General features: G+C 48.8%; 20 protein-coding genes and 1 pseudogene. 19 read left to right on the forward strand and 2 right to left on the reverse strand.

All coding sequences use genetic code 11. The features are described from left to right. The 10 genes and pseudogenes from ACLW56_RS22080 to ACLW56_RS22125 form a co-directional block, all read left to right on the forward strand. On the forward strand, nucleotides 1-1,377 hold a 1,377-nt coding region (locus tag ACLW56_RS22080), incomplete at its 5' end, for a type VI secretion system Vgr family protein (RefSeq protein ID WP_330985825.1). 79 nt (nucleotides 1,378-1,456) lie between these two features. Next, entirely contained in the window at nucleotides 1,457-2,332 is an 876-nt protein-coding gene (locus tag ACLW56_RS22085) for a hypothetical protein (RefSeq protein WP_330985826.1), read from the forward strand. Nucleotide 2,333: 1 nt separating this feature from the next. Next, on the forward strand, nucleotides 2,334-3,254 hold the full coding sequence (locus tag ACLW56_RS22090; RefSeq protein WP_330985827.1) for a transposase: 921 nt from the start codon (nucleotides 2,334-2,336) through the stop codon (nucleotides 3,252-3,254). Nucleotides 3,255-3,368: 114 nt separating this feature from the next. Beyond that, nucleotides 3,369-3,605, forward strand: a complete 237-nt coding sequence (locus tag ACLW56_RS22095; RefSeq protein ID WP_330985828.1) for a hypothetical protein — start codon at nucleotides 3,369-3,371, stop codon at nucleotides 3,603-3,605. Beyond that, nucleotides 3,595-4,521 (forward strand): transposase, encoded by a 927-nt coding sequence (locus tag ACLW56_RS22100; RefSeq protein ID WP_330985829.1) that lies wholly within the window; start codon nucleotides 3,595-3,597, stop codon nucleotides 4,519-4,521. The genes ACLW56_RS22095 and ACLW56_RS22100 overlap by 11 nt, the downstream gene beginning before the upstream one ends. 321 nt (nucleotides 4,522-4,842) lie before the next feature. After that, nucleotides 4,843-5,010, forward strand: a pseudogene (locus tag ACLW56_RS22105) (type VI secretion system tip protein VgrG); the annotation flags it as partial. Nucleotides 5,011-5,053: 43 nt separating this feature from the next. Next, nucleotides 5,054-5,725 (forward strand): hypothetical protein, encoded by a 672-nt coding sequence (locus tag ACLW56_RS22110; protein WP_330985830.1) that lies wholly within the window; start codon nucleotides 5,054-5,056, stop codon nucleotides 5,723-5,725. A 354-nt stretch (nucleotides 5,726-6,079) separates the two neighbouring features. After that, the gene (locus ACLW56_RS22115) at nucleotides 6,080-6,937 is read left to right on the forward strand and encodes a hypothetical protein (RefSeq protein WP_330985831.1); all 858 of its coding nucleotides are present in this window, start codon (nucleotides 6,080-6,082) and stop codon (nucleotides 6,935-6,937) included. A 1-nt stretch (nucleotide 6,938) separates the two neighbouring features. Next, entirely contained in the window at nucleotides 6,939-7,847 is a 909-nt protein-coding gene (locus ACLW56_RS22120) for a transposase (protein ID WP_330985832.1), read from the forward strand. A gap of 208 nt (nucleotides 7,848-8,055) precedes the next feature. Next, nucleotides 8,056-8,340: a type VI secretion system PAAR protein gene (locus ACLW56_RS22125; RefSeq protein WP_330985833.1), complete on the forward strand. Its 285-nt coding sequence runs from the start codon at nucleotides 8,056-8,058 to the stop codon at nucleotides 8,338-8,340. 179 nt (nucleotides 8,341-8,519) lie between these two features. Here ACLW56_RS22125 and fadE read toward each other — a convergent pair whose 3' ends face one another. Then, nucleotides 8,520-10,964 carry an acyl-CoA dehydrogenase FadE gene (gene fadE / locus ACLW56_RS22130; protein WP_330985834.1) on the reverse strand — a complete coding sequence of 815 codons (2,445 nt, stop codon included), beginning with the start codon at nucleotides 10,962-10,964 and terminating at the stop codon, nucleotides 8,520-8,522. Between the two features lie 237 nt (nucleotides 10,965-11,201). Between fadE and lpcA the strand changes: the two genes are divergently transcribed. Together lpcA and ACLW56_RS22140 are read left to right on the forward strand one after the other, a co-directional pair. Continuing rightward, a complete protein-coding gene (lpcA, locus tag ACLW56_RS22135; protein ID WP_330985835.1) occupies nucleotides 11,202-11,783 on the forward strand; it encodes a D-sedoheptulose 7-phosphate isomerase in 582 nt (193 codons plus the stop codon). A 66-nt stretch (nucleotides 11,784-11,849) separates the two neighbouring features. After that, entirely contained in the window at nucleotides 11,850-12,617 is a 768-nt protein-coding gene (locus ACLW56_RS22140) for a class II glutamine amidotransferase (RefSeq protein ID WP_330985836.1), read from the forward strand. On the opposite strand, the gene dpaA is transcribed toward ACLW56_RS22140, so the two are convergent. Beyond that, on the reverse strand, nucleotides 12,588-13,328 hold the full coding sequence (gene dpaA / locus ACLW56_RS22145) for a peptidoglycan meso-diaminopimelic acid protein amidase (protein ID WP_330985837.1): 741 nt from the start codon (nucleotides 13,326-13,328) through the stop codon (nucleotides 12,588-12,590). The two genes, ACLW56_RS22140 and dpaA, sit on opposite strands and share 30 nt — an antisense overlap. Nucleotides 13,329-13,737: 409 nt before the next feature. On the opposite strand from dpaA, the gene ACLW56_RS22150 reads away from it, so the two are divergent. Genes ACLW56_RS22150 through nqrM form a run of 7 tightly spaced genes read left to right on the forward strand, consistent with a single transcriptional unit; the run spans nucleotide 13,738 to nucleotide 19,797 of the window. Further along, nucleotides 13,738-15,081, forward strand: a complete 1,344-nt coding sequence (locus ACLW56_RS22150) for a Na(+)-translocating NADH-quinone reductase subunit A (protein WP_330985838.1) — start codon at nucleotides 13,738-13,740, stop codon at nucleotides 15,079-15,081. 3 nt (nucleotides 15,082-15,084) lie between these two features. Then, nucleotides 15,085-16,323: an NADH:ubiquinone reductase (Na(+)-transporting) subunit B gene (locus ACLW56_RS22155; protein ID WP_330985839.1), complete on the forward strand. Its 1,239-nt coding sequence runs from the start codon at nucleotides 15,085-15,087 to the stop codon at nucleotides 16,321-16,323. Then, nucleotides 16,316-17,110 (forward strand): Na(+)-translocating NADH-quinone reductase subunit C, encoded by a 795-nt coding sequence (locus tag ACLW56_RS22160; RefSeq protein WP_330985840.1) that lies wholly within the window; start codon nucleotides 16,316-16,318, stop codon nucleotides 17,108-17,110. The genes ACLW56_RS22155 and ACLW56_RS22160 overlap by 8 nt, the downstream gene beginning before the upstream one ends. Continuing rightward, complete coding sequence (locus tag ACLW56_RS22165) at nucleotides 17,103-17,741, forward strand: NADH:ubiquinone reductase (Na(+)-transporting) subunit D (RefSeq protein WP_330985841.1); 639 nt, start codon at nucleotides 17,103-17,105, stop codon at nucleotides 17,739-17,741. The genes ACLW56_RS22160 and ACLW56_RS22165 overlap by 8 nt, the downstream gene beginning before the upstream one ends. 6 nt (nucleotides 17,742-17,747) lie before the next feature. Continuing rightward, entirely contained in the window at nucleotides 17,748-18,344 is a 597-nt protein-coding gene (gene nqrE, locus ACLW56_RS22170) for an NADH:ubiquinone reductase (Na(+)-transporting) subunit E (protein ID WP_330985842.1), read from the forward strand. Nucleotides 18,345-18,355: 11 nt separating this feature from the next. After that, nucleotides 18,356-19,579: an NADH:ubiquinone reductase (Na(+)-transporting) subunit F gene (gene nqrF, locus ACLW56_RS22175; protein WP_330985859.1), complete on the forward strand. Its 1,224-nt coding sequence runs from the start codon at nucleotides 18,356-18,358 to the stop codon at nucleotides 19,577-19,579. A 2-nt stretch (nucleotides 19,580-19,581) separates the two neighbouring features. Next, nucleotides 19,582-19,797: a (Na+)-NQR maturation NqrM gene (gene nqrM, locus ACLW56_RS22180; RefSeq protein ID WP_330985843.1), complete on the forward strand. Its 216-nt coding sequence runs from the start codon at nucleotides 19,582-19,584 to the stop codon at nucleotides 19,795-19,797. The last annotated feature ends 33 nt before the right edge of the window (nucleotides 19,798-19,830 follow it).

A 19,830-nucleotide genomic window follows, 5' to 3' on the forward strand; every position in this document is an offset into this window, starting at 1 on the left:
GTGGTGAGCAGCCATCTGACGGGCTCCCAGCCTCAGGCGCTGCATGGCAGCCAGGGCCAGGGCACCACGCTGGATAATCATTTTACCGTCGTTCCCGCCGACAGAACCTGGCGCTCAGCACCACAGAAAAAACCAAAGGTGGATGGCCCGCAAAGTGCGGTCGTTACCGGCCCGCCAGGTGAAGAAATCTTCTGCGACGAGCACGGGCGGATCAGGGTGAAGTTTTTGTGGGATCGCTACAACGGCGCCACAGAAGACAGTTCCTGCTGGATCCGTGTGTCGCAGGCGTGGGCCGGAACAGGCTTCGGTAATCTGGCAATCCCGCGCGTGGGCCAGGAAGTGATTGTCGATTTTCTTAATGGCGACCCTGACCAGCCCATCGTGATGGGCCGAACCTATCACGAGGACAATCGTTCCCCGGGCGATCTGCCCGGCACCAAAACGCAGATGAGCATTCGGTCGAAAACCTACAAGGGAAGTGGGTTTAATGAACTGCGGTTTGAGGATGCGACCGGCAAAGAGCAGGTCTATCTCCATGCGCAGAAGGATATGGATACGGAGGTGCTGAATAACCGGACCACAGACGTCAAAGTCGATCACAGCGAAACAATCGGGAATGACCAGAAGATAACCGTCGGGCATGACCAGAGTATTCAGGTGGAAAACGATCAGACACTGAAAGTGAAAAATGACCGGCTGGTTAACGTCAGCCACGACGAAGGGCTGTACGTCGCCAAAGACCGGAAAGTCACCATCGAAGGGAAGCAGGAGCACAAAACCAGCGGGAACCATATCAGCCTGGTGGAAGGCAAACAGAGTCTCGAAGTAAAAGGCGATTTGGCGCAGAAGGTTAATGGCGCGCTGGGGATGAAAGCACTGGGTGAAATGGTGCTGGAGAGCAGCAGCAAAATCACTCTGAAAGTGGGAGGTTCATTTATCGCCATCAGTGCAACCGGCGTGGACATTATGGGGCCGATAATTAATTTAAACAGCGGCGGAAGCCCGGGAACACCGGTAACCACATTAACCCCCTCATTTTTGACAATATCGGGTGATGATGAAACGTCGGGATCTGATGATGAGAGTTCTGACGAGGGTGGCGGTCAGGGAAATGGTGATGATTCTGGTGGGGGAGATGGTTCTGAAGATCAGGATGACTCAGATAATTATGTTTTTCAACTTCGCTATACAGATGATACGGGTATCGCTTATTCAGGAACTCGCTACACGGCTACTTTTGAAGATGGCACAAAAAAGGATGGAGAAATAGACGAAGAAGGATATACGGAGAAGTATACCCTGGAGACTAAGCAAAAAGTCAGGATCAGATTATTGGACCAGGCTATTGATATGATTGAAGGTGGGGTTTATGAGTAATATATATCAGATATGATTATTTTAGTTGAACGTTGAAATTGAATTTTTAGATGATAATAAATTGTTTGAGGAGAAAATGATGTCAGAAGAACGGGTTTGTACAGTAGAGGAAGCGATAAAAGCAAAAAGTTACAACAAGAAGCATGGTAAAACAATTAAAGTAACAAATGATTTTGTTAAAATGATGGATGAAGCCTTGCCTTGTGCTCTAAAGGTTTTAAAAAAGAGACAACACGATCTGGCAAAATGGGGGGGAGATGAGCAGGATGATTTTTATGAGATTATGGGGGTAAGAGGTGATGTCCCGATTGAGAATACATTTTACATCTGTGATATAGAAAATGAAGATACGTATTCACCATCGGCAAAAGACGCGACTACGGTAGTTGAGTTTATGCGTAAAGCCGTCGACAGAATGTATGCGATTATGAGTAAATTACATACCGATCCTAATCGTGTTGAGGTTCCGCCAAAAGATCCCTGTGTTCCTGAGTTAGGAGCAGTCCCTGACAAGACAGTGTATAAATACGGTAATTTTGTCAACCGTACATACACAAATGAATATTCTGCCTTTGTTGAACGGACTGCAACATGGCACTGTACTCCTGAACAATACAGAGAAAAACTTGAAATAAATATCGGCTATAATTTTTGCAAGAAAAAACTGATGGGGCCAGATTCTAAAGTTAGCACTCTTTGTCATGAGGTGTCTCACTTTCATCGAGTTGAGCGTAAAAATGAAATATGGAATAGCGAACAGGAAAAAGCAAACTCCAGAGGGCCCTGGGGCGGAGTTGGAACAGATGATTTACCCAATGATGGAGATCATAAAAATGACGATAAATATATCCAGCATAGAGAAAAGTTAAAGGGTGCTCACAGTCTTGAGGTTTTTGAAAACTCTTATAATTTTGAGTTGTATTTTGAACTAACGAATCAGGAGTGTGATATTTAGAATGACTAATAGAATCATTGTAGCGTTATTTTTTCTGCTCAGCAACGTGTTGGTGTTTTATGCCAATGCTACAGATATTATTATTATGAAGAAAGGATATGGACTGATATATTGGGGTGAGAAATCTTCAACTTATAATCCATCTGTTTATCCACTAAAGGATTCCTATGCTTACGAAAAACTCATGCAATGGAAATCCGATGGCACGACTGCGGATCTCCGTCCACAGTATGCCATTAGTGACGAAGAAAGCAGGCAACTTAAGAGAATGCATGCTATCGATGCTACTCTGAGAGTGAGACAAGAAAAACATAACGTGTATGCTTCAATTTTATTTCATAATAAAAATAACCATAGCTATTTTATTTATAGAGGGAAATTGCCCACTGGTGGATGGGGAGGCGGATTTGGTGTAATGTGTGGTTCTGCTTTCCGAATAACTTCAGAAGATATCAAACTTGATTATTTAGGCCACTCATGTGATTTGGGTAATGATCGATCAAACAATTGGGAAGAGATTAAACCGGGAGAGCGCTCTTCGTTTTTAGTTCGACTTAATTTAGCATATGAATTCCTACCTGGGAAACATCAATATCAAATAGGTACACTTGAATATAAAATTGTTAATAAAGAATGGTTTGTTGAAGTTGATACTTATGAGGCAATGTTCAAGATACTTAACTTTCGTGCGCTGTGTCCTATAAAAACCGACTTACCATCTGTGACAAAGAAAAGGTATTTATGCCCACAGTATGAATTCGGGAAAAACACGCTTGAATCTATCCTTGATGAATATGGATTCGATGGTATCCATAGTGAAAATTCTTTTAAAATAAGAACAAATCAGGTATCAATCACGATTGATGCTGATAAAAATACATCCTATTATCATTTTTTAAGAAGTACCAAAAGTGGGTATTAGCATTAGCACAGGTGAATAAAGAGTAGGGCAGATCCTCATCGCTATATGCACAGGGTATTCAGTCCATTTCATCCAGTAGTTGCAGGTGCAGCGCCATTAATCTGAATGGTCAGTATGAACAATAACCAACTGGAAAATGTAAACCCCAGAGGGCCATGGGGCGGAGTTGGTACTGATGATTTGCCTACTGGCGGTGATTATAAGCATAAGAAAGGAAGTAGTGGTAAAAATGCCTATATTGAATACAGAGAAAAATTAAAGGAGCAGCATAGTCTCGATGTTTTCAGAAATGCGTATAATTTTGAATTGTATTTTGAACTCACGGATAGGGAGTGTGAATTTGAAAATTAATAACGTAAATCGCGTGGTTGTTTTTTTGTTTTTTAGCGCTGTGTCAATGTCTTACGTCAATGCTACTGATGTTATTGTTATGAAATTCGGATATGGGGAGATCTATTGGGGTAAGAAAGCGTTTACAGTTGATCCAGTGGTTTATCCATTAAAGGATTCTTACGCTTATGAAAAACTTATGCTAAGACAACCTGATGCAACAACTGCTAATCTCAACCCATATTATGACTTTACTGTTGAAGAGAATAATCGGACTCAAAAAGAGCGAGCCATAGTCGCTTCTCTTAAAGTATGGCAAAAAAAGCACAATGTATTAGCCCAAGTTGAGTTGCATAATAAAAGCAGTCATGTTTATTTTGTTTATAGAGGCGGTATGCCTAGCCTCTCTGGCGTTGTTTCTTTTGGTGTGATGTGTGGATCTAATTTCATGTTAACCACAGAAAATATTAAGCTTGATTATCTTGGGCGTTACTGTGACTTTGGCGATGATCGGCAAAATAATTGGGTTGATATTAAGCCTGGTGAAACATTTTTATTTATTGTTCCTATAAATTTAGCATATGAATTTTTGCCCGGCAAGCATCAATATCAAATAGGCTCACTTGAATATGAAGTTGTGACAAAGGAATGGTTTTCTGAAGTGGATACAAATAGCTCGATGTTTAGTATTTTCAACAGACGTTCAGATTGCCCGATCAAAACTGAGTTGCCAATGGTGATAAACGAACGATGGTTATGTCCACAATATGAATTTAGTGCAAATGATCTGGAGTCTATCCTGAATGATCTTGGTTTTGATGGGGGTAATAGCAAGAATTACTTCCAGATAAGAACAAATCAAGTGTCAATAACAATTAATGCAGACAAAAAAACATCTTATTATCAGTTTATGAGGGATATCAAAAATGCCCATTAGCAAATGCTCATAAAGAACCAGGCAAATCCTATCCGCTTAATAAGCACAACATTCAGTCCATCTCCGCCACGTTACCGAATGAAAATGGCGTCGCTAAGTGACCGTCAATCCCCAATGATCCGCATCATCCCCGGGGAGTTCTGCGTGCAGTACGGCGAAAGCGACCTGGCGTTTCTGTCACTGCTGTGAGCGGAAGAGGACAAGTTCTTCTTTGATAAGTCTGACCAGCAGCAGCGAATGGTGCTGACAGACGATGTGGCCAGCTTATCGCAGCCAGGCGCGTTTTGCTTTAATCCCAACCTGGCTTCAGATATCAACCTCGACCAGCCCATCGTCATGGGCCGAACCTATCACGAGGACAATCGCTCACCGGGCGATCTGCCCGGCACCAAAACGCAGATAAGCATTCGGTCGAAAACCTACAAGGGAGGTAGGTTTAATAAACTGCTGTTTGAGAATGCCATCATCATCATATACATCTTCAGGCATACAATCCGATCTTAGAGATTAGGACGGATTAAGGTGACAGGTTATGTTTAAAACGCGATCAGATTTTTTTTGGAAAACAATTATTCTATATATTATGGTCATTGCGAGCATTGGTTGTGATTTTAGCCAGGCTACAAGGCTGGAGTTACCAATAGATTCTAGACATCTCCAACAATTGGCATTTTATTATAAAGAAACAAACAGCAATTTAACAGGGGTGAAATTAACAGAGGAATATATAAAAAACGCTGTACCATTTAATGCTCAAGAAGTTGAGATTCCTGTAAAAGGTGAAAACTTTCTGTCGCCATATATTGCGAAAGGTGTAAAATATTTTGAGTTGGGTTACTTTAAGTATGAGGGTGGTATTTATAAAATAATAATTTACAACAAGATTGGAGAGTCGGACACTCTACTTCTTAATGTGCAGTTAAATAGCTATGACGCAAATGGAATACTAACTGATGCTTTATTGCTTAGTAGCTTTTTTAGTTATGAAGATATTTCTCGGTTTTCTTATTTCATTATTTCATCCGATCACGAAATTTTAATTAATAATTATGTTATAGTCAGGTGTGAAGAAGGCGATGAGGGCATCTCGGAGCGATGCATTAATAAATTAATACCACAGATTTACTTAACGGAAAAATATAAAATAACAAATGGTAAATTTAATGTTATATCCACTAGCAAAGTAAATTATATTATCCGCTGAATACACTCAGAATATTAAATTGATTAAACGATTAGAGCGAATCAGGGGGCTAAGGAGCTATACTTCTATTGCCAAAGGATTTTGCTAAATACTATGGAAATGGTTAGGTTGTAATTTATAAGGGTGCGCAAAAGAATAGCGAAATAGACGAAGAGGGATATACGTAGATGTATGCCCTGGAGACTGAGAAAAAAATCAGGGGCAGATTGTTGGATCAGACTATAGATATGGTTGAAGGTGGAGTTTATGATTGATTTATCTGTGTTAGAAATAATTATTTTGACTTAACGTTAAGGTTTAATATTTAGATGGTAATGAATCAATTGGAGGGTAGACAATGTCAGAAACGAGAGCTTGTACAATAGAGGAAGCCATCGAAGCAAGAAATACAACAAAAAATATGGCAAGACAATTAAAGTAACGAATGATTTTGTTAAAATGATGGATGAAGCTTTGCCTTGTGCCTTAAAGGTCTTAAAAAAGAGGCAACACGATCTCGCAAAATGGGGGAAAGGTGAACAAGATGAGTTTTATAAGATAATGGGAGTAAGGGGGGATGTTCTTATCGAGCATACATTTTACATCTGCGATATAGATGATGAAAATACATATTCACCCTCGGCAAAGGATACAACTACGGTTGTTGATTTTATGCGTAAAGCTGTCGAGAGAATGTATATTATCATGAGTAACTTGCATACAGGTCCTCAGCGTGTTGAGGTTTCGCCAACAGATCCCTGTGATCCTGAATTAGGAGCAGTCCCTGACAAGAGAGTGTATAAATACGGTAATTTTGTCAACCGGACCTACACGAGTCAGTATTCTGCACATGTTGAACGGACTGAAACATGGCACTGTACCCCAGACCAATATAAAAATAAGCTTGAAATACACATAGGCTACAACTTTTGCAAGAAAAAACTTATGGGGCCAGATTCTAAAGTTAGCACTCTTTGTCATGAGGTGTCTCATTTTCATCGTGTCGAGCGTAAAAATGCGGTATGGACCAGTGCACAGGATAAAATAAATTCACGAGGGCCATGGGGCGGGGTTGGAACCGATGATTTACCCAATAATGGCGATCATAAAGATGATAATACATATATTATATATAGAAATGAATTAAGGGATGCACACAGTCTGAAGGTTTTTGAAAATGCTTACAACTTTGAGTTGTATTTTGAGCTGACAAATCAGGAGTATGAGATTTAGAATGAATAATCGAATCATCGGAATGTTATTTTTTCTGCTCAGCAATATTTCGGTATTTTATGCCAATGCTGCAGATGTCATAATTATGAGAAAAGGATATGGATTGATATATTGGGGTGATAAATCCTCAACTTATAATCCATCTGTTTATCCGCTAAAAGGTTCCTACGCTTACGAAGAACTCTTGCAATGGAAATCCGATGGTACCACTGCCGACCTCCATCCTCAGTATGTCATTAGCGACGAAGAAAACAGGCAACTTAAGAAAATGTTTGCTATCGATGCTACTTTAAGAGTGAGACAGCAAAAATATAACGTATTCGCGACAGTTACATTTCATAATAAAAGCAATCATACCTACTTTATTTCCAGAGGGAGGATGCCCGCTGACGAATGGGGAGGTGGATTTGGTGTTATGTGCGGTTCTGCTTTTCGAATAACCTCAGAAGATATTAAACTTGATTATTTAGGTCACTCCTGCGATTTTGGTCGTGACCGATTAAATGGTTGGGCGGAAATTAAGCGAGGAGAGGTCTTTTCGTTTGCAGTGCCAATTAACCTGGCCTATGAATTTTTGCCTGGGAAGCATCAATATCAAATAGGTTCTCTTGAATACAAGGTTGTGACTAAACAGTGGTTTACTGAAGTTGAAGCATATGACGCAATGTTCGGTATACTTAATTTTCGTGCGGCATGCCCGATAAAAACAGATCTGCCGTTAGTGACTGAACGGTGGTTTATGTGTCCTCAGTATGAATTTGGAAAAGGCGATCTTGAGTCTATCCTTGATGATTTTGGATTTGATCGTAATCATAGCAAATATTCGTTTAAAATAAGAACGAACCAAGTGTCTGTCACAATTAATGCTGATAAACAAACATCTTACTATCATTTTTTTAGGAATCATTGAAATATTAAAGTCGGAGGTGGGGATCTTTTCGCTACGCTCTGTTTTTTAAAATGAACTTGCAGGGTTAATTTCTTACAATGGTTTGCTTTTATATTTCTGCTGGTTTTTGTTGTTCTTATTAATCATTAAATGAAAATGCATGATTTATTTTATTAGCTTGTGCTTGAATACATTTTTAATGTCAATTTATTAATCCAGGAGTTCACTTATGCCCTTAGCCGCAAAATTAAATGACAAAGGAACCCAACATGATGGCTATCATGAAACAGCCATTATTGCCGGTTCTCCGACAGTTTTTATCGATAATTTACCCGCCGCGCGTTTGGGGGATCCGCTGACGCCGCATGACAAACCGGAGCATCCGCCACATCCCCGCAAGATTGCTTCGGGTTCACCAACGGTATTTATTGATAGCATCCCTGCTGCTCGATCTGGCGACAGTATTGACTGCGGCGGAGTCGTTATCGGGACCGGTACGGTGAATATTGGCTAGTGATGAGAGAAGCATTTAACTTCTGAAGGCCTGGGTCTGTTCTGATTCAGGCCTTCTTTTTTATTTGTGTCCCGATATATCAATGCAATAAAAAAAGCGGAGAAGATCTCCGCTTTTGGGTATGAGTTCGTGATGTGTTTTGTTGCCGGGTCGTCGCCCGGCTTTATTAGGGTTAACCGTTACGCCGCCTCAATCTTGCGAACTTTCTCCGGCAGCTTTACCGGTTTGGTCGCCAGCGCATCAGGCTCAAAGTCATCGACGTTGATGCTGCGCAGACGGCTTTCTTCTGCTTTGGTCAGGATTGCCGCTTCGTCCTGGTTAATCAGCCCTTTCGCCAGCGCGTTGCGGGCCAGTTCGTCCAGACGGGTGAACGGCAGGTTCTTACCAAGCTCTTTGCAGATACGCTGATGAATCGGATCGGCAGCCATCACATCGGTCAGCGCTTCTTCCAACAGGCCAACGGCGTTGTGCTCGCTTGGCGTCAGGTACTGACCACGACCGATACGAGAGCGGGTGGCGCTTGGCGTTTGCAGGATTTTCGCCACAACGTGATCCAGTTTGTCCGATGGCGCGGCATAGTGACGGCCAGTTGGGAAGATAACGACGCGCATCACGCCTGCGACAAACCCGTTCGGGAAGTTACGCAGCAGGTCGTCAATCGCCTGTTCTGCCTGATACAGCGCATCCTGCACGCCCCAATGGACCAGCGGCAGATCCGCTTCGTTACGGCCTTCATCGTCATAGCGTTTCAGCACCGCAGAGGCGAGATACAGCTGGCTCAGCACATCTCCGAGACGCGCGGAGATACGTTCGCGACGCTTCAGGCTGCCGCCGAGAACCGCCATCGACACGTCAGACAGCAGCGCGAGGTTAGCACTCAGACGGTTCAGGTGCTGATAGTAGCGACGAGTAGCATCGTGTGTTGGCGTGCTGCTGGTCAGGCCGCGAGTCAGGCCCAGCCAGAAGCTGCGCATTTTGTTGCTGCCCACGTGACCGATATGCTTGAACAGCAACTGGTCGAACGCGTTCAAATCTTTGTTCTGCGCCGCCGCCATCTCTTCCAGCACGTACGGATGACAACGGATAGCGCCCTGGCCGAAGATCATCATGCTACGGGTCAGGATGTTCGCGCCTTCTACGGTGATGGCAATCGGTGCACCCTGATAAGCACGAGCCAGGAAGTTACCTTCGCCGAGCATAATGCCTTTACCGCCAGCAATATCCATCGCATCGATGATTGACTGCTGACCACGGTGGGTGCAGTGATATTTCACAATCGCCGACAGCACCGCAGGTTTTTCGCCAAGCATAATGCCGTAGGTAATTAGCGATGCCGCTGCATCCATCACATACGCGTTACCCGCGATGCGTGCCAGTGGTTCTTCAATCCCTTCCATTTTACCGATAGAGATTTTGAACTGACGGCGGATGTGAGCATAAGCCCCGGTCGCCATCGCGACAGATTTCAGGCCCCCTGTGGAGTTCGACGGCAGGGTAATCCCGCGTCCGACAGAGAGGCATTCAACCAGCATACGCCAGCCCTGACCGGCCATTTTCGGACCACCGATAATGAAATCGATTGGCACGAAGATGTCCTGACCGCGGGTTGGGCCGTTCTGGAACGGCACGTTCAGCGGGAAGTGACGACGACCAATTTCAACGCCTGGGGTGCTGGTCGGGATCAGCGCACAGGTAATGCCCAGATCTTCCTCGCCGCCCAGCAGTTTGTCCGGGTCAGAGAGTTTGAACGCCAGGCCCAGCACGGTGGCGATAGGGGCCAGCGTGATATAGCGTTTGTTCCAGGTCAGGCGCATACCGAGCACCTGCTCGCCCTGCCATTCGCCCATGCAGACGACACCGGTATCCGGAATGGCACCGGCATCGGAGCCTGCTTCCGGGCTGGTCAGCGCGAAGCAAGGAATTTCCTGACCGCGTGCCAGACGTGGCAGGTAGTGATCTTTCTGCTCTTCGGTGCCGTAGTGTTGCAGCAGTTCGCCTGGGCCTAAAGAGTTCGGTACGCCGACGGTGATCGCCAGAATGCCCGACACGCCAGAGAGTTTTTGCAGCACGCGAGACTGAGCGTAAGCGGAGAATTCCAGACCGCCGTACTCTTTCTTAATGATCATCGCGAAGAAGCGATGTTCTTTCAGGTAAGCCCACAGCTCTGGCGGCAGGTCAGCCATTTCGTGAGTAATCTGGAAATCATTTGCCATACGGCAGGCTTCTTCCACCGGGCCGTCGATAAAGGCTTGTTCTTCCGCCGTCAGGCGCGGCTGCGGATAGTTATGCAGCTTTTTCCAGTCAGGATTGCCCTGGAACAGATCGCCTTCCCACCAGGTGGTGCCCGCATCAATCGCTTCTTTTTCGGTACGCGACATCGGCGGCATCACTTTACTGAAGGTGCGGAACACCGGTGCGGAAATCATGGCTTTGCGCATCGGGGTGAGGTTGAAGGGCAGCAGAATAATCGCCAGCGGCAGCAGTAACCACATATTCCACAGCCCGGCCGCGCCCAGAGCGCCCGTCCAGACCAGCAGGATCAGGCTACTGAGCAGCAGGTTAACCCGGTGATAGAACAGCACACCGAGTAACACGATGGATGCAACAATACTCAAAATCATCATAAAGAAATGCTCCCTTGCTTGTAGGAGGTCTGACCACTTGTGATGATATGGTTGTAGTGGATGTTATTTCTTTTATCAATGTATTTACAAAATAATTACAACCTGGCTCACACTGTTGCCGCTCAACGGGGCACGGAAAATCAAAACAGCGTGGGATAACGGGGTCGACCACTTCTCGCTTTACCCGCTATCCGTTACACTGCTGGGGTTAATAATCAAAGCGGAAGGACATTCCTCATGTACCAGGATCTGATTCGTAACGAACTGAACGAAGCAGCAGAAACACTGACTAATTTTCTGGCTGACGAAGCGAACATTCACGCCATCCAGCGCGCTGCGGTGCTGCTGGCGGACAGCTTCAAAGCCGGTGGCAAAGTGCTTTCTTGTGGTAACGGCGGTTCCCATTGCGACGCCATGCACTTCGCAGAAGAGCTGACCGGTCGCTACCGTGAAAACCGTCCAGGCTACCCGGCGATTGCTATTTCTGACGTTAGCCATCTGTCTTGCGTCAGCAACGACTTCGGTTATGACTACGTCTTCTCTCGTTACGTTGAGTCTGTGGGCCGCGCGGGTGACGTTCTGCTGGGCATTTCCACTTCCGGTAACTCCGGTAACGTGATCAAAGCGATTGAAGCCGCGCGCGCTCAGGGGATGAAAGTCATCACCCTGACCGGCAAAGACGGCGGCAAAATGGCCGGTTCCGCAGATGTGGAAATCCGTGTGCCGCACTTTGGCTTCGCCGACCGCATTCAGGAAATTCACATCAAAGTGATCCACATCCTGATTATGCTTATCGAAAAAGAGATGGTAAAAGCGTAAGTCTCAATTGTAGGCCGGGTAAGCGCAGTGCCACCCGGCGTTTCCTACAGCGGTATGAGGTGAACTATGTGCGAACTGCTCGGGATGAGCGCCAACGTCCCAACCGATATCTGCTTCAGTTTCACCGGGCTGGTTCAGCGCGGCGGTGGAACCGGGCCGCATAAAGACGGCTGGGGAATCACCTTCTACGAAGGCAAAGGTTGTCGCACATTTAAAGATCCGCAACCCAGCTATCAGTCGCCGATTGCCAGACTGGTACAGGATTATCCGATCAAATCCTGCTCGGTCATCGCGCATATTCGCCAGGCTAACCGCGGTGAAGTCGCGCTGGAAAATACCCATCCTTTTACCCGTGAGCTGTGGGGCCGCAACTGGACCTACGCGCATAACGGGCAACTAACAGGTTACAAATCGCTGGAGACCGGCCAGTTCCGGCCTGTGGGTGAAACCGACAGCGAAAAAGCGTTCTGCTGGCTGCTGCACAAACTCACCGCTCGTTACCCGCGCACGCCTGGCAACATGACTGGCGTGTTCAAATACATCGCCACGCTTGCGGGCGAACTGCGGGAAAAAGGCGTGTTTAACATGCTGCTGTCCGACGGACGCTATGTGATGGCGTTCTGCTCAACGAATCTCTATTGGATAACGCGACGTGCGCCGTTTGGCGTGGCAACGTTGTTGGACCAGGACGTGGAGATAGATTTTCAGCGAGAAACCACACCGAACGATGTGGTCACTGTGATTGCGACGCAACCGCTGACGGGCAACGAAACCTGGCACAAGATTGAGCCAGGCGAGTGGGCATTATTTTGCCTCGGGGAGCGTATAGTTTGACGCCAATTGGGAACGCTGAACTTCGTGGCTCAGCGGCTTGCTGACCACGTAGCGCCCGTTCTGTACTGACACCATCGGCGGCTTGTGAGTCTGTTCAAAGTAGTCATAACCCGGTTTCAGCTGCGACCAGAAATCTTTGTAGTAAGAGAATTTATGACGTTCCATATTCGCATCGGTCATGCGGAACGGATAAATGCTTACCTGCACGCTTGACTGGCCAAACACCAGTGCGCCGGTCACGAACTGGAAAATCTCATCAATACCCGTGTCGGTCATGGCATAGCAGCCAATGGACACGCAGGCACCGTGGATCATCAGGTATTTCCCTTCATAGCCATGGGCCTGATCGTAAGCGTTCGGGAAGCCGATATTAATGGCTTTATAGAAACGGCTGTCAGGTTTGAGCTGGCTGCGGGAGACGTTGTAGAACCCTTCCGGAGATTTGAAATCGCCCTGGCGCTGTTTTGGGCCAAGACCCCCGGAGTAGTTACAAATTTTGTAGCTGTCGAGCAATTGGTACGTTTCACCCATTTTCACGTACAGATCAAGAGTGCGCTCTTCTTTAAAGATCTGGATATAAACCGGTGACCCCATAAGCTGTTGCTTATATTCTTTGCTGACCGGGGTGGTCGAGCTATTACTGCTAAGCAAACCGGCAAACGAAACGCACGGGATCAACAGCATCGCAAGTAACAATGCGATTTTGCGCATACTACATGTTCCTTGATAAAACGGTGATAAAAGGCCGGGGAGGCCAAAACGGGTACCGAAATCAGAATTGTCTCGATTAGGTGCGCTCACATTAGCATCACCAAAGTTTTTCGCAAGTCCGGGCCACCGTGTTTACAGATTAGTTTTACGTTATAAAGCATTTTTTTTTCTGAAACAGTCAGAACTTTGCGTAATTGCTCGCAAATACCGACCTGCAAACCGCGCAAATGCTGCGTTCTTGTCGGTGATCCTGTAAACTTCCCGCGTCTCACGACCAGGTTAAGAAAGGATGCTTTACTCTCATCGTACTGCCGCCAGCAGCGCTCTCTGGCACCGGTTTTTCCTTTCTTTTTTTCTTAATGAATACGCTGGGTTTAGTGACTAACGTTTACGGATACCTGCTAACGACATGATTAAAATCACAAAAGGGCTGAATCTGCCCATCGCTGGCGCACCGTCTCAGCACATCGCCGAAGGCGCGCAAGTCACGCGCGTGGCGGTGCTGGGCGAAGAATACATTGGCATGCGCCCCTCCATGGCGGTCCAGGAAGGCGACCGTGTCGCCAAAGGGCAACTGCTGTTTGAAGACAAAAAGAACCCTGGCGTGCGTTTCACTGCGCCTGCAAGTGGCGTCATCAGCGCGATACATCGCGGTGAACGTCGCGTGTTGCAGTCTGTGGTGATTGATGTCGAGGGCGATGACGCCGTCCGTTTTGCACGCAGAGAAGCCGCTGAACTGGCGACGCTAAAGCGCGAAGAGGTGCAGCAGCAGCTAATGGAATCCGGGTTATGGACCAGCCTGCGCACTCGTCCGTTCAGTAAAATTCCGGCACCCGAAAGCGTGCCAGCGGCGATTTTCGTCACCGCCATCGATACCAATCCTTTAGCTGCCGATCCGCAGCCCATCATCTTTCAATACCGCGAGGCGTTTAACGCCGGGTTAACGGTGTTGGCGCAACTGACGGACGGCAAAGTTCACGTTTGTCAGGCCAGCGGCGGCAAGCTTGGCGGCCATGCTGCCGGCCAGGTGACGTTTAATGAATTCGCCGGCCCGCATCCTGCGGGTTTACCGGGCACGCACATTCACTTTCTTGAGCCGGTCAGCTTGCATAAGCAGGTCTGGCATCTGAATTATCAGGACGTGATTGCCATCGGCAAACTGTTTACTGAAGGCGAACTGTGGGCTGAACGCATTATTTCCCTCGCCGGGCCACAGGTGAAAACCCCTCGTCTGGTGAAAACCCTGCTGGGCGCAAGCCTTGAGCAACTTACGGCGGGCGAGCTGGCGGAAGGCGAGAACCGCGTGATTTCCGGCTCAGTGCTCAGCGGCACGCACGCTCAGGGGCCACATGCTTTCCTGGGCCGTTATCACCTGCAGGTGAGCGTGGTGAAAGAAGGGCGCGAAAAAGAGCTTTTTGGCTGGGTGATGCCTGGCAAAGAGAAGTTTTCCATCACGCGGACTACGTTGGGTCACTTCCTTAAAGCTAAGCTGTTCAGCTTCTCGACGGACACCAACGGCGGCGAGCGTGCGATGGTGCCGATTGGCAACTACGAACGCGTTATGCCGCTCGATATCCTGCCTACCATGCTGCTGCGCGACCTGCTGGCGGGTGACACCGACAGTGCACAGGCGCTGGGCTGTCTGGAACTGGACGAAGAAGATTTGGCGCTCTGCACCTACGTTTGCCCGGCGAAATACGAGTATGGACCGGTGCTGCGTGAAGTATTAACCCGCATTGAGCAGGAAGGATAAGTGATGGGCTTGAAAAATCTGCTGGAAAAAATAGAGCCGCACTTCACTCACGGCGGCAAACTTGAAAAGTACTATCCGTTGTATGAAGCGGCAGCCACCATTTTTTATACGCCGGGTCTGGTAACGAAGGGCGCTTCTCACGTCCGCGATGCCATCGATCTCAAGCGCATGATGATTCTGGTGTGGCTGGCAGTGTTCCCGGCCATGTTCTGGGGCATGTACAACGTCGGTCTGCAAACCATTCCTGCCTTGCACAAACTCTACGGCGTGGAGCAGTTACAGCAGGTGATTGCCAGCCACTGGCACTACAGCGTGGCGCAATGGCTCGGGGTTAACTTTGGCCCGGATGCGGGCTGGCTGAGCATGATGGGATTAGGCGCAGTGTTCTTCCTGCCTATCTACATCACCGTGTTTGTCGTCGGCGGTTTCTGGGAAGTGCTGTTTGCCATCGTGCGCAAACATGAAATCAACGAAGGCTTCTTTGTTACCTCGATCCTGTTCGCACTGATTGTGCCTCCGACCCTGCCTCTGTGGCAGGCGGCGCTGGGCATCAGTTTTGGCGTGGTGATTGGCAAAGAGATTTTTGGCGGCACCGGGCGTAACTTCCTCAACCCCGCACTGGCCGGGCGTGCGTTCCTGTTCTTTGCTTATCCGGCTCAAATCTCCGGTGATTTAGTGTGGACAGCCGCAGACGGTTTCTCTGGCGCAACACCGCTTTCTCAGTGGGCGCACAATGGCGGCGAAGCGCTGATGAACGTGGCGACGGGGCAGCCTGTGACCTGGATGGATGCGTTCCTCGGTAACATTCCTGGCTCCATCGGTGAAGTGTCCACACTGATGCTGCTGATTGGCGGGGCGATCATTATCTTCGGTCGTGTGGCGTCCTGGCGCATTGTGGCGGGCGTGATGATCGGCATGATTGCCCTCTCCACGCTGTTTAACCTGATTGGTTCAGCCACCAACCCGATGTTCGCCATGCCGTGGTACTGGCATCTGGTGCTGGGTGGATTTGCTTTCGGCATGTTCTTTATGGCGACCGACCCGGTGTCGGCGTCGTTTACCGATAAAGGGAAATGGGCCTATGGCGTGTTGATCGGCGCAATGTGCGTGCTGATCCGCGTGGTGAACCCGGCATACCCGGAAGGGATGATGCTGGCGATTCTGTTCGCCAACCTGTTCGCACCGCTGTTCGATTACCTGGTGGTGCAGGCCAATATCAAGCGGAGGAAGTCGCGTGGCTGAAGTAAAAAGTAACGATAGCATCGGCAAAACGCTGCTGGTGGTGCTGGTGCTTTGCCTGGTCTGCTCGATAGTCGTGGCAGGTTCAGCGGTTGGCCTGAAATCGCGCCAGCAAGAGCAGAAAGCACTCGATAAGCAACGTAACATTCTGTCGGTTGCCGGGCTGATGCAACCAGAGATGAAGCAAGAAGAGGTTGCCTCTGTTTTCGCTGAGCGCATCACGCCACGTTTGCTGGATTTAAAAAGCGGTGATCTGCTGGATAAAGACCCTGAGTCCTTTAACCAGGGGCTGGCGCTGAAAGATCCGGCGCAAAGCACCGTGCTTGAGGCAAATCAGGACCCGGCGGGTATCAAGCGTCGCAGCAACGTGGTGGAAATCTACCTCGTCAAAGATCAACAGCAGAAAATCCAGGAAGTGGTGCTGCCGATTTACGGCAATGGCCTGTGGTCGATGATGTATGCCTTTGTGGCTCTTGATGTCGATGGCCGAACCCTGAAAGGCATCACCTATTACGATCAGGGCGAAACCCCGGGGCTGGGTGGCGAAGTTGAAAACCCGTCATGGCGTAAACAGTTCATCGGTAAAAAAATTCTTGATGACAACGGCATGCCAGCGCTGAAAGTCGTGAAGGGCGGTGCGCGCCAGGGCGACGAGTATGCCGTGGACGGTCTGTCCGGCGCGACGCTGACCTCAAACGGCGTGCAGCACAGCTTTGATTTCTGGATGGGGGAGCAAGGTTTTGGTCCCTTCCTGAAGCAGATTCGTGAAGGAGGCCTGAACAATGGCTGAACTCGGTGATATGAAAGAAGTAAAACGCGTCCTGACGGGGCCGATTATCGCCAACAACCCGATTGCCTTGCAGGTATTGGGCGTGTGTTCGGCGCTGGCGGTGACCACCAAACTGGAAACCGCGTTTGTGATGACCCTTGCCGTGACGCTGGTGACCGCGTTCTCCAGCATGTTTATCTCGATGATTCGCCAGCACATTCCTAACAGCGTGCGCATTATCGTGCAGATGGCGATCATCGCCTCACTGGTTATCGTGGTCGATCAGCTGTTGCGAGCCTTCGCCTATGAAACCTCAAAACAGCTGTCGGTCTTCGTCGGCCTGATCATCACCAACTGTATCGTGATGGGCCGCGCAGAAGCCTACGCCATGAAATCGCCGCCGCTGGCGAGCTTTATGGACGGCATCGGCAACGGGCTGGGCTACGGCGCTATCCTGATGATTGTTGGCTTCCTGCGTGAGCTTATCGGCAGCGGCAAACTGTTTGGCATCTCCGTGCTGCAAACGGTACAGAACGGCGGCTGGTATCAGCCGAACGGTCTGTTCCTGCTCGCGCCGAGTGCGTTTTTCATCATCGGTCTGTTGATTTGGGCGCTGCGTAGCTGGAAGCCTGAACAGCAGGAGAAGGAGTAACCGATTATGGCTCATTACATCAGTCTTTTTGTCCGCGCGGTGTTTGTTGAAAACATGGCGCTGGCCTTCTTCCTCGGCATGTGTACGTTCCTTGCGGTGTCGAAGAAAGTCTCCACGGCCTTTGGTCTGGGCGTGGCGGTCACGGTGGTGCTGGGGATTTCCGTGCCGGTCAACAACCTTATCTACAATCTGGTGCTGCGCGACGGTGCGTTGGTTGAAGGGGTGGATCTGAGCTTCCTCAATTTCATCACTTTCATCGGGGTGATTGCGGCGCTGGTGCAAATTCTCGAAATGACCCTCGATAGGTATTTCCCGTCGCTCTATAACGCGCTGGGGATCTTCCTGCCGCTGATTGCCGTGAACTGCGCCATCTTTGGCGGGGTATCGTTCATGGTTCAGCGTGACTACAACTTCCCTGAATCGATTGTTTACGGCTTTGGTTCCGGCATTGGCTGGATGCTGGCGATTGTCGCCATGGCCGGGATCCGCGAGAAGATGAAATACGCCAACGTGCCCGCAGGACTGCGCGGCTTAGGGATCACCTTTATCACCACCGGACTGATGGCACTCGGCTTTATGTCATTCTCCGGCGTGCAGCTATAAGGGCGTAAATGATGGAAATTATTCTTGGCGTGGTGATGTTCACGCTGATTGTACTGGCGCTGTCGCTGCTGATCCTTGCGGCGCGCGCGAAGCTGGTGAACTCCGGCGATGTGGTTATTGAAATCAATAACGAAGCCGACAAGCAAATTCACACTCCAGCGGGTGATAAGTTGCTGAATACGCTCTCCAGCAACGGGATTTTTGTCTCTTCCGCGTGTGGCGGCGGTGGCTCCTGCGGCCAGTGCCGTGTGACGGTGAAAGAGGGCGGGGGCGACATCCTGCCGACCGAGCTTTCCCACATCACCAAACGTGAAGCGAAGGAAGGCTGTCGTCTGGCTTGCCAGGTGGCGGTTCGTCAGAACATGAAAATCGAGCTGCCGGAAGAGATCTTCGGGGTGAAGATGTGGGAATGCGAGGTTATCTCCAACGATAACAAAGCGACCTTCATCAAAGAGCTGAAGCTCGCCATTCCGGAAGGCGAAAGCGTGCCGTTCCGCGCAGGCGGCTATATTCAGATTGAGTGTCCGTCACACAAAGTGGCGTATGCCGATTTTGACGTGCCGGACGAATACCGTGGCGACTGGGATAAATTCAACCTGTTCCGTTACGTATCGGAAGTGAAAGAGCCGACGCTGCGCGCGTACTCGATGGCGAACTATCCGGATGAGAAGGGCATTATCATGCTCAACGTCCGTATCGCCACGCCGCCACCGTCTGCGCCAGATGTGCCGCCGGGCATCATGTCGTCCTACATTTGGTCGCTGAAAGCGGGTGATAAAGTGACGATTTCCGGGCCGTTTGGTGAATTCTTTGCCAAAGAGACCGAGGCAGAAATGGTGTTTATCGGCGGCGGTGCGGGTATGGCACCGATGCGTTCGCACATCTTCGATCAGCTCAAGCGTCTGGGCAGTAAGCGTAAAATCAGCTTCTGGTACGGTGCACGCTCACTGCGTGAAATGTTCTATGACGATGAGTTCGAACAGCTCGCACGTGAAAACCCGAACTTTACCTTCCATGTGGCGCTCTCTGATCCGCAGCCGGAAGATAACTGGACAGGGCATACTGGCTTCATCCATAACGTGTTGTATGAAAATTACCTGAAAAATCATGCCGCACCGGAAGACTGCGAGTTCTACATGTGTGGGCCGCCAGTAATGAATGCTGCGGTTATCAAGATGCTGAAAGACCTGGGCGTAGAGGATGAGAACATCATGCTCGATGACTTCGGAGGCTGATGATGTTAACGGTTTTTCTGGCGACCTTTGCCGTGTTTGTGCTGGTGATTTTGGGGATGTCGCTCGGCTATCTGGTGAAGCGTAAAAGCATTCAGGGCAGCTGCGGCGGGATTTCGTCGCTGGGGCTGGAGAAAGTGTGCGATTGCCCGGAGCCGTGCGACGCGCGTAAAAAACGCATGGCCCGCGAAGCACAGCGCCAGCAAAATCGCATTATCTGAATCCCAGTCCTTTTATGTAGGCCCGGCAAACTG

It is taken from the genome of Pantoea sp. sgz302252 (assembly GCF_047713085.1).
Lineage (GTDB): Bacteria > Pseudomonadota > Gammaproteobacteria > Enterobacterales > Enterobacteriaceae > Scandinavium.